The sequence below is a fragment of the Pseudomonas sp. DP-17 genome (assembly GCF_022380625.1).
In the GTDB taxonomy this organism is placed as follows: Bacteria; Pseudomonadota; Gammaproteobacteria; order Pseudomonadales; family Pseudomonadaceae; genus Pseudomonas; species Pseudomonas nitroreducens_A.
Map to the genome: position 1 here is coordinate 129,440 of NZ_JAKSXG010000007.1, position 13,266 is coordinate 142,705.

Annotated in this window: 13 protein-coding genes; 4 read left to right on the forward strand and 9 right to left on the reverse strand. The window is 66.0% G+C overall.

Translation table 11 applies throughout. The features are described from left to right. Positions 1–87: 87 nt before the first annotated feature. The 4 genes from MJ122_RS12925 to MJ122_RS12940 form a co-directional block, all read right to left on the reverse strand. A complete protein-coding gene (locus tag MJ122_RS12925) occupies positions 88–1,713 on the reverse strand; it encodes an NADP-dependent glyceraldehyde-3-phosphate dehydrogenase (protein ID WP_239744450.1) in 1,626 nt (541 codons plus the stop codon). A 218-nt stretch (positions 1,714–1,931) separates the two neighbouring features. Further along, a complete protein-coding gene (locus MJ122_RS12930) occupies positions 1,932–2,069 on the reverse strand; it encodes a hypothetical protein (RefSeq protein WP_239744451.1) in 138 nt (45 codons plus the stop codon). A gap of 167 nt (positions 2,070–2,236) precedes the next feature. Further along, complete coding sequence (locus tag MJ122_RS12935; protein WP_088421757.1) at positions 2,237–3,589, reverse strand: GntP family permease; 1,353 nt, start codon at positions 3,587–3,589, stop codon at positions 2,237–2,239. A gap of 107 nt (positions 3,590–3,696) precedes the next feature. After that, a complete protein-coding gene (locus tag MJ122_RS12940) occupies positions 3,697–4,218 on the reverse strand; it encodes a gluconokinase (protein WP_239744452.1) in 522 nt (173 codons plus the stop codon). A 217-nt stretch (positions 4,219–4,435) separates the two neighbouring features. Here MJ122_RS12940 and MJ122_RS12945 point away from each other — a divergent pair, with 217 nt between their 5' ends. Continuing rightward, positions 4,436–5,479 (forward strand): LacI family DNA-binding transcriptional regulator, encoded by a 1,044-nt coding sequence (locus MJ122_RS12945; protein WP_088421755.1) that lies wholly within the window; start codon positions 4,436–4,438, stop codon positions 5,477–5,479. 125 nt (positions 5,480–5,604) lie between these two features. Here MJ122_RS12945 and MJ122_RS12950 read toward each other — a convergent pair whose 3' ends face one another. From MJ122_RS12950 to MJ122_RS12970, 5 genes are read right to left on the reverse strand one after another with little or no spacing between them, the layout of a single operon-like run. Next, complete coding sequence (locus tag MJ122_RS12950; RefSeq protein ID WP_239744453.1) at positions 5,605–6,132, reverse strand: cytochrome c; 528 nt, start codon at positions 6,130–6,132, stop codon at positions 5,605–5,607. A 15-nt stretch (positions 6,133–6,147) separates the two neighbouring features. Continuing rightward, entirely contained in the window at positions 6,148–6,669 is a 522-nt protein-coding gene (locus tag MJ122_RS12955; protein ID WP_017518360.1) for a methylamine dehydrogenase light chain, read from the reverse strand. A 17-nt stretch (positions 6,670–6,686) separates the two neighbouring features. Further along, positions 6,687–7,319, reverse strand: a complete 633-nt coding sequence (mauD, locus tag MJ122_RS12960) for a methylamine dehydrogenase accessory protein MauD (protein WP_239744454.1) — start codon at positions 7,317–7,319, stop codon at positions 6,687–6,689. 4 nt (positions 7,320–7,323) lie between these two features. After that, complete coding sequence (locus MJ122_RS12965) at positions 7,324–7,863, reverse strand: MauE/DoxX family redox-associated membrane protein (RefSeq protein ID WP_088421441.1); 540 nt, start codon at positions 7,861–7,863, stop codon at positions 7,324–7,326. Positions 7,864–7,896: 33 nt separating this feature from the next. Continuing rightward, positions 7,897–8,985, reverse strand: coding sequence for an amine dehydrogenase large subunit (locus tag MJ122_RS12970; protein ID WP_239744455.1), 1,089 nt, complete (start codon positions 8,983–8,985; stop codon positions 7,897–7,899). 517 nt (positions 8,986–9,502) lie between these two features. Here MJ122_RS12970 and codB point away from each other — a divergent pair. From codB to codA, 3 genes are read left to right on the forward strand one after another with little or no spacing between them, the layout of a single operon-like run. Continuing rightward, positions 9,503–10,762, forward strand: coding sequence for a cytosine permease (gene codB, locus MJ122_RS12975; protein WP_088421443.1), 1,260 nt, complete (start codon positions 9,503–9,505; stop codon positions 10,760–10,762). Next, positions 10,759–11,970: a PucR family transcriptional regulator gene (locus MJ122_RS12980; RefSeq protein ID WP_239744456.1), complete on the forward strand. Its 1,212-nt coding sequence runs from the start codon at positions 10,759–10,761 to the stop codon at positions 11,968–11,970. The genes codB and MJ122_RS12980 overlap by 4 nt, the downstream gene beginning before the upstream one ends. 21 nt (positions 11,971–11,991) lie before the next feature. Continuing rightward, positions 11,992–13,233, forward strand: a complete 1,242-nt coding sequence (gene codA, locus MJ122_RS12985) for a cytosine deaminase (RefSeq protein ID WP_239744457.1) — start codon at positions 11,992–11,994, stop codon at positions 13,231–13,233. Positions 13,234–13,266: the final 33 nt, after the last annotated feature.

Genomic DNA, 13,266 nt, shown 5'->3' on the forward strand with positions numbered 1-13,266 from the left:
ACTGGAGGGGGGGCTGGGCGTTTCCCTCTCCCCAGCCCTCTCCCTGAAGGGAGAGGGTTAGGGAGAGGGGCTTTGCGCAACTCAAGGTCAGAAGATGTAATCCGTGGTCAGGAAGCTCGAATCCCGGTCGCGGATGATCTGACTGATCAGCGCCTTGTTGGCATCGGTGAAGCGCGTGGCGACCAGGGTGCGGATGGAGAAGGTGCGCAGGGCGTCGTGCACGGAGAGGGTGCCTTCGGCGGAGTTCTTGCGGCCGTTGAAGGGATAGCTGTCCGGGCCGCGCTGGCACTGGGCGTTGATGTTGATGCGGCCGACCTGGTTGACGAAGGCGTCCACCAGCGGGCCGATCTGCGCCGGGTCGTCGCCGAACAGGCTGAGCTGCTGGCCGTAGTCGGACTGCAGCACGTAGTCGATCACTTCATCCAGCTCGCGGTAGGGCACCACGGGCACCAGCGGGCCGAACTGTTCTTCGTGGTAAATGCGCATGTCCGCACTGACCGGGCTGAGCAGCGCCGGGTAGAAGAAGCTTTCGCGGCTTTCGCCACCGCCGGGGTTGATGACCTGGGCGCCCTTGGCCAGCGCGTCCTGCAGCAAGGTATTGAGGAAGTCGACCTTGCCCGGCTCGGGCAGCGGTGTCAGCGCTACGCCTGGTTCCCACGGCATGCCGGGTTTGAGTTCGGCGAGCTTGGCGCTGAACTTGTCGAGGAAGCCGGGCAGTACGTCTTCGTGGACGAAGAGGATTTTCAGGGCAGTGCAGCGCTGGCCGTTGAAGGAGAGGGCACCGGTGATGGCTTCGCTGACGGCGTTGTCGAGGTCGACACTGGGCAGGACGATGCCGGGGTTCTTGGCGTCCAGGCCCAGGGCGGCGCGCAGGCGGTGCGGGCGCGGGTGGAGCTTCTTCAGGTCGGCGGCGCCGGAGTGGGTGCCGATGAAGGCGAAGACGTCGACCTTGCCGCTGGCCATGAGCGCGCTGACGGTCTCGCGGCCGCGCCCGTAGATGACGTTGATGACGCCCGGCGGGAAGTTGTCGCGGAAGGCTTCGAGCAACGGGCGGATCAGCAGCACGCCGAACTTGGCGGGCTTGAAGACCACGGTATTGCCCATGATCAGCGCCGGGATGAGGGTGGTGAAGGTTTCGTTCAGCGGGTAGTTGTACGGGCCCATGCACAGCGCCACGCCCAGCGGCACGCGGCGGATCTGCCCGAGGGTGCCCTGTTCCAGCTCGAAGCGGCTGGAGCGGCGGTCCAGCGCCTTGAGCGCCTCGATGGTATCGACGATGTAGTCGCAGGTGCGGTCGAACTCTTTCTCCGAGTCCTTGAGGTTCTTGCCGATCTCCCACATCAGCAGCTTGACCACGGCTGTGCGCTGCTCGCGCATGCGGGCGAGGAAGCGTTCGACGTGGGCGATGCGCTCGGCCACACGCAGGTTGGGCCATTCGCCCTGGCCGTTGTCATAGGCCGCGACGGCGGCGTCCAGCGCGGCGAGCGCGGCGTCGGCATCGAGCAGTGGCGTGCTGCCGAGGATGACCTGCTCGTCACCCTGGTCGGTGGCGAGGAACACCGGGCTGCGCACCGGCGCCAGGGGACCGTCCCAGCGGCGCAGTTCGCCGTTGACCAGGTACTCGCGCTGCTCGACGGGCGCATCGGGGCGCCAGGCGTCGGGGATGTCGGTGAGGCGGGGGAACAGATGGTCGAGCTTGTTGTTGTCGGGCATGACTCATCCCTCGGGGAAGGTGGCGACGGGGCTGTGTAGGACGCATGACCGCTCGCGGTCCTGCGCCGTACGGAATGTCCTGGAGCCTAGCTTGGCCCAGGTAAATCGATTCAGCAAAACTTCTGCACGGGTGTAGGGCGAATAACCGCTTGCGGTTATCCGCCGGCTTCAGGGTGTGCAGGTGGCTGCGGCGGATAACCCGTTCCGGGTTATGCGTCCTACGGGTGCGAGGAGCTTGGCTGTGGCGTCGGCGCAGGTTGCAGCAGTTCCTGCTGCTCGGCGTAACGGGCGCGGATGTCGAAATCGCGGGGCCAGGTGGGTTGCGCGGGGGCTTTCGGAGTTGCGGAGGAAGTCACGGGCGATACCTCGTTGCAGGAATCCGGTGGGCGGGCGGTTCGGGGCTCGCCGGGTGTTTTGGCGTGGGTGTTGATGGGTATCGCTGCGCTCCACGCCATCGTACGGGGCCACGGTTAGCCTCATTCGTAGGATGGGTGGAGCGAAGCGATACCCATCGATCAGCGCATCAGACGAACAGCGACAGCAGCAGGATGAAGCCCAGGCCGACCACCGAGAGGATGGTTTCCATGGCGGTCCAGGTCTTGAAGGTCTCCATCACGCTCATGTTGAAGTACTGCTTCACCAGCCAGAAACCGGCGTCGTTGACGTGGGACAGGATCAGCGAGCCGGCGCCGGTGGCCAGCACCAGCAGCTCGCGGTTGACGCCGGGGATCAAATCGATGACCGGCACCACGATGCCCGCGCCGGTGATGGTGGCGACGGTGGCGGAACCGGTGGCGATGCGGATCACCGCGGCCACCAGCCAGGCCAGGAGGATCGGCGAAATCTGCGCGTGCACTGCCATGTGGCCGATCACGTCACCCACGCCGCTGGCCACCAGCATCTGTTTGAAGCCGCCGCCTGCGCCGATGATCATCACGATGGCGGCAGTGGGCGCGAGGCTCTGGTCGAGCAGCTTGAGGATCTTCTTCGAGTCGAAGCCGCGGGCGTGGCCGAAGGTATAGAGCGACAGCAGCAGGGCCAGCAGCAGGGCGGTGATCGGGTGGCCGATCATGTCCAGCCAGGCACGGACGATGTGGCCGTCGGCGAGCATGACGTCGGCAAAGGTCTTGAGCAGCATCAGGAACACCGGCAGCAGCACGGTGAACAGGGTGACGCCGAAGCTGGGCAGGTTGCTGGTGTCCGGCTCGTGGGCGATCTGTGCCACCAGCTCTTCATTGGGCTGGCCGGGGATTACCTTGGAAATCCAGGCGCCGAAGATCGGGCCGGCGATGGCGGCAGTGGGCAGAGCCACCAGCAGGCCGTAGAAGATGGTCTTGCCGATGTCCGCGCCGAACACGCCGATGGCCAGCAGCGGGCCCGGGTGCGGCGGCACCAGGCCGTGCACGGCGGAGAGGCCGGCGAGCAGCGGGATGCCGATCTTGATCAGCGACACGCCGCTGCGCCGGGCGACGATGAACACCAGCGGCACCAGCAGGATGAAGCCGATCTCGAAGAACAGCGGGATGCCGACCAGGAAGGCGGCGAGCATCATCGCCCAGTGCACGCGCTGCTTGCCGAAGGCCTGGATCAGCGTGCGGGCGATCTGATCGGCGCCGCCGGACTCGGCCATCATCTTGCCGAGCATGGTGCCCAGCGCGAGGATGATGCCGACGAAGCCGAGCACGCCGCCGAAACCGTCTTGGAAGGATTTGACGATGGTCGCCACCGGCATGCCGGAGGTCAGGCCGAGGAAGCCGGCGGCGATGATCAGGGCGACGAAGGGATGGATCTTGAAGCGGGTGATCAGAAGGATCAGGCCGATGATGGTGACCACCGCGTCCAGCAGCAGATAGGTCTCGTGGGACATGCCGAGCATGGGGCTCTCCTGTTGTTGTCGTTGTGTGCCGGAGCGGCTCTTCTCTGGGGACAGAGAGTTGGGTGAGTTGAGATAGCGCTATCTCGGGTGGGCAGGCGCTATCGGGATCAGTCGCTGGAGTGCTGGCGCCACCAGAGGTGGGCGGCCTCGGCCAGGTCTTCGACCGGGCGGGTGGCATCCAGGTGCAGGGTCAGCGGTTCGCTCAATGGCGGTTCGAGGGCGGCGAACTGGCTGTCGATCAGGCTGGCCGGCATGAAGTGGCCGGGGCGGGTGGCAACCCGTTGCGCGGCGGTTTCCGGCGTCAGTTCAAGGAACACCACGCCCAGGCCGGGCACGGCGCGGCGCAGGCGTTCGCGGTAGATCAGCTTGAGCGCGGAGCAGGTGAGCACCGGGCGCTGGCCGGCAGCGATGGCTTTCTGCAGCTCGGCGGCGAGGGTGTCGAGCCAGCCGGCGCGGTCATCGTCGGTGAGCGGGATGCCGGCGCTCATCTTCTCGATATTGGCGGCAGGGTGGAAGGAGTCGCCTTCGATGGCGTAGGCGCCATTGCGCAGGCACAGGGCCTCGCTGACGCTGGATTTGCCGCATCCGGCGACACCCATGATGAGCACGGCGTCGATGGCGGTGGTCATGGAGGGCCTCATGGCTGAGACAGCGCTGTCTTTTTTGGGCGTAACGAAAAGCATCGGCTGCCTCCGTATTCTTGTCATTCTAGTCGGTGTGTCTCGCGCTCTCGGCAGAGGTGATCTGACGGCGGGCGAGGGACCGGCTGAGCCGGCCTCAGGCAATTGCCCTGGTCGCGAGACAGCGCTACCTTAGTGCCTCGATTTTTATTTGGCAATACGCCTGATGACCGCCCAGAAGAACGATAAGAAGAACGACAGGAACTCCCGCACCACCGGAAAACCCACGCTCAACGACGTGGCGCGCCGCGCTGGAGTAAGCCCGATTACCGCCTCGCGGGCCCTGCGCGGGGTGAGCACGGTGGCCGAGGAACTCTCGGAAAAGGTCCGACAGGCGGCCAGCGAACTGGGCTATGTGGCCAACCCGGCTGCCCGAGCGCTGGCCTCCAAGCAGAGCCACAACATCGTGGTGCTGGTGCCGTCGCTGGCGAACCAGTTGTTCATCGAAACCCTCGAAGCCATCCATGCGGTGATGCATCCGCGCGGCCTGGAAGTGCTGATTGGCAACTACCACTATTCCCGCGACGAAGAAGAGAACCTGCTGCGCAACTACCTCGCCTACCAGCCGCGCGGCCTGCTGCTGACCGGCTTCGACCGCACCGAGAGCGCGCGGCGGATGATCGAGGCCAGCGGTGTGCCGAGCGTCTACATGATGGACCTGGACCCCGGCGCGGGCCTGCACTGCGTAGGCTTCTCGCAGATTCGCGCGGGGGAGGCGGCGGCCCGGCACCTGCTCAAGAGTGGTCGCAAGCGCCTGGCCTATATCGGCGCGCAGCTGGACCAACGCACCCTGCTGCGTGGCGAGGGTTACCGCCGCGCGCTGCAGCAGGCCGGCTGCTATGACCCGGCGCTGGAAATCCTCACGCCGCGCCCGTCTTCGGTGGGCCTGGGCGGCGAGCTGTTCCGCCAGTTGCTGGCCAGCCAGCCGCAGGTGGAAGGCATCTTCTTCGGCAACGACGACCTCGCCCACGGCGCCTTGCTGGAAGCCATGCGCCACGGCATCCGCATCCCCGAACAGGTGGCGGTACTGGGCTTCAACGACCTGCCCAGTTCGGAATTCATGGTGCCGCGCCTGTCCAGCATCCGCACGCCGCGCAAGGCCATCGGCACCCATGCGGCGGAACGCCTGCTCGACCTGATCAACGACAAGCCGGTGAGCGAACCGGTGATGGACCTGGGGTTCGAGTTGATGGTGCGCGAGAGCAGCTGAGCACCGGCGCTCCTACATAAAGCAGTCCGCAGGGAGCGCCGGCCAGGCATAAAAAAGCCCGCTGGAGCAGCGGGCATTAGTGCGGAGGCAAAACATCCCGGCGGGCAAGCCGCCGGAGCAATCACTCAGTACGCATCGCTCATCCCATCGGTGATGGCGATGCCCTGCTTGCGCATTTCCTGGATCAACCCGGCGCGGGTGCCCGGCAGGTTGAGCAGGGCCTGGTAGCGCGTGGCTTTGACTTCCTCGGCGGTGTAGGGCTTGAACTCGGCGGGCATGCTGTCGCCCGCCATGCCTTCCTTGCGCAGCAGCCAGTTGAGCAGGTCGGCGAGCTGCGCGTCGTTGAGCGCGGACTGGGACATGCCCGGCACTCGCACGAGGAATTGCCGTCCACCGTCGACCTTCAGGAAGTTGCCCACGAAGCCGTGCAGGCGCGGCGTGTCGTTGGCCTTGCTGCCGCTGCCTTCGGTGAGATGGCAGCCGGCGCATTGCAGCTGGTAGTTGGTGGCCGGGCTGTAGCTCTGCTGGGAGATCGGCTTCTGCACCTCCTCGTTGCCGGGCGCCGGCCGCTGGTGCGGATCGGGGATCGCACGGGCCTGGGCGATGGGGGCGACCAGGCTGCAGAGCAGGGCGCCGACAACGAGACTGCGCATGTGACTTCTCCCGACCTAGACCGCGACGCCGCGGATGATGGTGACGGTGCAGTTGTAGATGCGCGACTCCGCGCCCAGGCACCAGTTGACGTCGTTGTTGTTGAACGGACGGTACAGCGGTTCCTCGCTCTCGTTGCGGGTACAGGCGCACTGGGAGCAGCTGTGCTTACCGCAGCAGTCGTTGTAGGAAATGATGTAGTCCTTGCCGTCTGCCGGATTACGGCAGGTACCGATCCAGGTCACCTGGGATGCATCGGTGCCGGGCGGGCAGGAGGTGGTGGTGCCGCCGCAGCAGGAGCAGAGGAAGCCGTCGATGGAGCAGTAGCGCCAGTAGTCGCAGCTGTTCGGGTCGCCGGGATCGCCGGCCTTGGGCGCCTCGGCGGCCAGCGCCTTGGAGGTGCGGTCGATCGGCAGGATGATCGGCAGCGCAGCGCCGGCCACTAGCAGCGAGCCGAAGCGGCCCAGCAGCTTGCGCCGCGAAGTGACGTTGGCCACCTGGCGGGAGGAGCGCTCGAACAGGTTGTCGAGGAATTTCATGCTTGTTCTCTCCGTGATCAGTGGCTGTGGCCGTGGCTGGCGTCGTGGGTGTGTACGCCGTTGTGGCTGTGGCCATTCATGTACTGCTGCAGGGTGGCGCTGCCCAGGTGCTCGACCTCGAACAGGCTGTCCAGGTGCTCGCGGGAGTTCACCAGGCCCTTGGCGCGCAGCACGCCCTTGCTATCGATCAGTGCGGCGTAGGGCAGCTTGCCGATCTGGTAGGTCATGCCGACTTCCGGGCCGACCACGTAGGCGGCTTTCTCCAGGCCATGCTCGGCGATCAGTGCCTGCTGGGCGGCCATGTCGCCGTCGCTGACGTAGACCACGTCCAGCTCGCCGACCTTGTCCTTGGCGATGGACTTGATCGCCGGCAGCAGCGATTTGCAGATCGGGCAGGTCGGCGAGAGGAAGAACAGCAGCTGGCCGCGCTCGCCTTCGTAGCCGAAGTTGACCGGGCGACCATGGCGGTCGGCGGCGGTGACTTTCGGCGCAGGCTCGTTGACGGCCACGCCCTTGTCGACCATCAGCGCGCCGGCCGGTGCGATGCGGCCATGCAGGACGCCGATCTGGCGCACCAGCGCCATCACGGTGAAGGCGAGGGCGATGAGCAGCACCCAGAGAAGAATGTTGGAAACGATCAGGCCTTCCATTTGTTCACCTTCCGATGAGTTTGAGCAGACGGGGATGGTTCGCCAGCAGGCTGTCGGCCGCGGCGTACAGGAGCAGGGTGACGGCGCTGGCCGCAAGGATCACGAAGGCGTCGAACACGCCCAGCTCGCGAGCCTGCGGGCTGCTGGCGGCGAGCAGGCCGAGACCGGCGATGATCGCGTTGCGCAGCAGCAGCACCGGGCGCAGCGGTTGCATCTGGCCGGGGCCGGAGCAGCCGCAGTCGATGTCGCGGCGACCGCGCCAGAGGTTGATGCCGATGGCGCCGGCATAGAACAGGATCAGCGCCGTGGCGGCCAGGGCCGCGACGTGGCGGCTCGCCGGCACCAGCAGGGCGAAGGCGATGACGCCCTCGACCACTGGCAGCACGCGGGCCACCGGGCCGACCAGCGAGGCTGGCAGCAGGCCGTAGTCTTCGACCTGGCGGGCGAAGCGCATCGGCGCGCGCAGCTTGTGGCTGGCGGCGCTGGCGAGCAGCACCGCGACGGCCACCGCACTGGCGATGATCAGGATCGGATCGGAAAACATATCCGTACCTCTCGGTTGGCTTTCTTGAAAGGCTTAGTGGCTCAGGACCAGGATCGGGGTCTTGGCGATCTTGTCCATGGCGCCGTTGTACTTGCCGGTCTTCAGGTCGAAGATCTGCAGGCCGCCTTCGATGTCGGTGCCCAGCAGCAGCGGCTTGTCGTCGGTGGTGGCGTGCAGGCTCCATACCGGCTTGGGCGCTTCCAGGGTGCCGATCTTCTTCTGCGTCTTCAGGTCGTAGACCCAGATGAACGGGCTCGGGTCTTCCCATTTGCCGGCGCTGTGCTCTTCATGCATCAGCACGTACATGCGGTTCAGCTTGGGCGCTACGGCCATCAACTGCCAGCCGCCGGTACCCCAGCCTTTCCTGCGCTCTTCGTCGGTGGTCAGCGACCAGCTCGGCAGCATCTTCGGCTTGTCGCCGGAGACGTCCACCGGCTTGACCATGCCGTCGGTGGTCACGAAGAAGTGGGTTTCGCCCACGGCCAGGCCGCGCTCGTTGAGCTTTTCTTTGTTCGGGTCGAAGAACGGCGTCTGGCTGCGGCCGGTTTCCTTGCCGTCGTCGCCGATCCGGGTGATCTGCAGCTGGCCGTCACCGCACAGCGAGGCGAAGGCGCGCTTGCCCACCGGGTAGTTGAGCACGCAGCCGCTGATGGCGATTTCGCTGGCGACCTTTTTCGCTTGCGTGTCGACCACGGTGACCGAGGTGGACGGGGTGAAGTTGTAGATGTAGACGAAGCGATCGTCGGAGCTGGTGCCCAGGGCGTACTTCTGGGTCAGGATCGAGGCGCGCTTGGCCGGGATTTCCACTTCCCACTTCGGACGCAGGTTCGAGGTGTCCCAGGCGGTCAGCACGTCGGTGCGCACGCCACGGGTGCCGCGGGAGTAGAAGGTATCGGCGGAGTACAGGGTCTTGGCGTCGTGGCTCAGGGTGGACGGAGCGACGAAGCCGGTGCTGACCATGCCGAGCATCTTCTTCTGCTCGGGGTCGACCACGGTGACGCGGCCGGCGATGAAGTTCTCGAACTCCACGTCGACGATGTACGCACGGTGCGGCGAGGGCGGGAACGGCAAGACGGTCTCACCGATGCTCTCGGTCGGCAGCTCGGCTTGGGCTGCGCCCATCGCGAGGCACGTGGCCAGCGCGAGGACCGATGGAGCGAGGAACCTGGCGACGCTCATTGGCGGGTACTCCCTTTTTCTTGTTGGCGGGCTATCTGTTGTTATCAGGCTGCCTGCCGGGGGCGGGCAGCGGACGGAACATTGAGGAGAGTCTGCCTGCGTCGGTGCGCGCCGGACTTGTTGTCCGTGCCATTTCCTTGTCTGGGGGTGACAGGGTGTCGCAGGGGGAAAGTGCAGACTGCCGTTGCGTTTCGAGAATGGAAATCCGCCGAACGGCAGAGGCATGGATCAAGGCGTCGTCAGTTTTTGGTGCGAAAAAGCTGCATCGTGCCCCGAAAATCCGCACAATGCACATTTGAGCTATCTTGAAACGCCGTTACACCCACCGGAAGTGTGCATTGTGAACAGTTCACAATGTTCGACATGCTCAAAATTTCCGCGTCGTTCCTGATTGGCTTTTCCGGCCCGCTATTTGCGTTGGCCGGGAGTCCTCAACCAATCCTCGCGGAGACCCCCTTCAATGAGTTCCCCCAGTGAGTTCCCCCTGAGCGCGACGCCCCGGGAAGGGCGCAAGGGCCTGCTGCCCATCGCCATGGTCCTGTTCAGCTTCACCTTCTTCACCGGCACCATGTTCGCCGGCGGCAAGATCGGCATGGCCTTCGACTTCGTCGACATGCTCTGGGTCGCCTTCATCGGCAACGTGCTGCTCGCCATCTACGCCGCCGCCCTGGGACTGATCGCCTCGCGCAGCGGCCTGAACACCGTGCTGATGGGCCGCTTCTGCTTCGGTGAGCGCGGCAGCAAGCTGTCCGACTTCCTCCTCGGGTTCGCCGAACTGGGCTGGTATGCCTGGGGCACCGCCACCGTCGCCATCGTGCTGGTCAAGATGCTGAGCCTGCCCGAGTGGCTGAACATTCCTCTGATGGTGGTGTTCGGCCTGCTGTTCTCGATCACCGCGATCATCGGCTTCAAGGGCCTGGACATCATGTCCCGCGTGTCGGTGCCGCTGATGTTCATCCTGCTGGTGGCGTCGATGGTCATCGCGACCAACCACGCCGGCGGCTGGAGCGGCCTGCTGGCGAAGGAGCCGAGCCAGACCCTGACCTTCTCCGCCGCCGTGACCATGGTCTTCGGCACCTTCGCCAGCGGCGCGACCCAGGCCACCAACTGGACCCGCATGGCGCGCAGCGGGCGCATCGCGGTAATCGCCAGCGTGGTCGCCTTCCTCATCGGCAACGGCCTGATGATCGTCGCCGGCGCCTGGTGCGCCATCGTCTACCAGAATGCCGACATCGTCGAAGTGATGGTGCTGCAGGGGCTGTCCTTCGCCGCGGTGATCATGCTCTGCCTGAACCTGTGGACCATCCAGGGCCCGACCATCTACAACGTCTCCGCCGCCGCCTGCCACCTGGTACGCAGCGAGCGCCGCCGCAGCATGACCCTGCTGGCCGCCGGCATCGGCATCATCCTGGCCATCGGCGGCATGTACGAATGGCTGATCCCGTTCCTGGTGCTGCTGGGCTCGATCATCCCGCCGCTGGGCGGCGTGATCATGGCGGACTACTGGTACCGCAATCGCGGCGAATACCCGGCGCTGGTGGGCACCCACATCCCGGCGTTCAACGTCTCGGGCCTCGCGTCCTACGCGGTCGGTGCGGGCCTGGCCTATGCCTCGCCGTGGATCGCGCCGCTGGTGGGCATCGCCGCTTCCGCCATCTGCTACATCGTCCTCACCGAAGTCACCCGCGCCCGCGCGCCGGTGGCCGAGCCGCGCGCTTGAGCCTGAGCGTCGAGGAAATCCTCCGTCTGCCGGGGCTGGAAAGCCTCGTGCTGCGGGCCGGCGCGCGCAATCTGCATCGCAGCGTGCGCTGGTCCTACGTGGCGGAGAACGTCGGCATCGCCGACTGGGTGATGGGTGGCGAGCTGGTGTTCGTCACCGGCATCAACCACAGCCGTGACGAAGCCAATCTGCTGCAGCTGGTGCGCGAAGGCGTTGCCAGCGGCATCGCCGGTATCGTCATCCTGACTGGCGACGAGTTCATCCAGCGCATTCCCCAGTCCGTGATTCAGTTGGCCGAAGCCGAGGGCCTGCCGCTGATCGAGCAGCCCTACGCGCTGAAGATGGTCATCGTGACCCACCTGATCGGCACGGCGCTGGTGCAGATGACCCAGGTGAAGACCTCGCGCCGGGACATCCTTGGCCAGCTGCTGAGCGGCGACTTCCCCAGCCTGGAGATCGTCCGGCGCCGTGCGCAACACCTGGAGTTGCCGCTGGAGGTCCCGCGCCATCTGGTGGCGTTGCGGCTGTCCGGCGTCGACACATTATTCCAGCGGCACGAACCGGAAGAGGCCGAGCGTGCGCTGCAGCAGACCCGCCAGCGCTTGCTCGACCATCTGGAAAGCTGGCAGCAGGCACGCCGCGAGCGCCTGCCGGTGGTGATCCAGGGCGACCTGTTCGTCCTGCTGCTGGCCGACGTCGAGCGCGCTGAACTGCAGGCCCTGGCGGCCGGACTGCAGCAGGAGATGGCGCCGCTGCGCGCCTACCTCGGTCTTTCCGCCTGCGCCGATAGCTGCGCGGAATATCCCCGCGCGCTGCTCGAAGCTCGCCAGGCGCTCGACGTCGCCGAAGGCATGCAGGCGCCCGGTGGCTTCTGCGACTACCGTGAGCTGGGCGTGCTGCGCCTGCTGCGGGCGATCCCCGATCGCGCGGTGGTCGACCAGTTCATGAAGGACACCCTCGGCCCGCTCAACGATGCGGGTCGAAAACAGCCGCACCTGCTGATCGAGACGCTCGATGCGCTCGTCCAGGAGAACGGCAACGCCCTCAAGGCCGCACAGCGCCTGGGCATCCACCGCAACACCCTGAACCAGCGGATCGCGCGTATCGAGGCCCTGAGTGGCCAGTCCCTGGACGACGCGCAGTTCCGCCTGAATACCTCCGTGGCGCTGCTCATCTGGCGCATGTCCAGCGCGCCGCGCCACGAATAGCCTGAAGAGGAACAAGAGCCCATGAAAATCATCAACGCCTCGCTGCGCAAGCAGACCGGCCTGTTCACCATCCGCTGCGAAGGCGACGTCATTGCCGAAGTCGTCCAGCAAGCCGGCACCGTCGCCGCCAGCGGCGACGACATCGACGCCCGTGGCAACCTGGCCATCGCCCCGCTGGTGGAGCCGCACATCCATCTGGACGCCACCCTGACCGCCGGCGAGCCGGAATGGAACATGAGCGGCACGCTGTTCGAGGGCATCGAGCGCTGGGCCCAGCGCAAGGAAACCATCACCCATGAGGACACCAAGTCCCGTGCCCACACCACCATTCGCATGCTGGCCGCCCACGGCATCCAGCACGTGCGCACCCACGTCGACGTGACCGATCCGACCCTGGCCGCGCTCAAGGCCATGGTGGAAGTCCGTGAAGAGGCGCGCCACCTGGTGGACCTGCAGATCGTCGCGTTCCCGCAGGAGGGCATCGAGTCCTACGAGGGCGGCCGCGAGCTGATGGAAGCGGCGATCCGCCTGGGCGCGGACGTGGTCGGCGGTATCCCGCACTTCGAGAACACCCGCGAGCAGGGCGTCAGCTCGATCAAGTTCCTCATGGACCTGGCCGAGCGCACCGGTTGCCTGGTGGACGTGCACTGTGACGAGACCGACGACCCGAACTCGCGCTTCCTCGAAGTGCTCGCCGAGGAAGCCCGCGTGCGCGGCATGGGCGGCCGCGTCACCGCCAGCCACACCACGGCCATGGGTTCCTACGACAACGCCTACTGCTCCAAGCTGTTCCGCCTGCTCAAGCGCTCGGGCATCAACTTCGTCTCCTGCCCGACCGAGAGCATCCACCTGCAGGGCCGCTTCGACACCTTCCCGAAACGCCGTGGCGTGACCCGCGTGGCCGAGATCGACCGCGCCGGCATGAACGTCTGCTTCGGCCAGGATTCGATCAAGGACCCGTGGTACCCGCTGGGCAACGGCAACATCCTGCGCGTGCTGGATGCCGGCCTGCACATCTGCCACATGATGGGCTTCGACGACCTGCAGCGTGCCCTGGACCTGGTCACCGACAACAGCGCCCGCGCACTGAACCTGGGCGCGCGCTATGGCATCGCCGCCGGCCGTCCGGCCAACCTGCTGGTACTGGGAGTTGAGAGCGACTATGAGGCGGTGCGCCAGCAGACCAAGGCGCTGTACTCGATCCGCCATGGCCGCGTGCTGATGAAGCGCGAGCCGGAGCGGGTGGAGCTGGTCGAAGGCTGAAACCCGCGTAGGGCGCATAACGCCGAAGGCGTT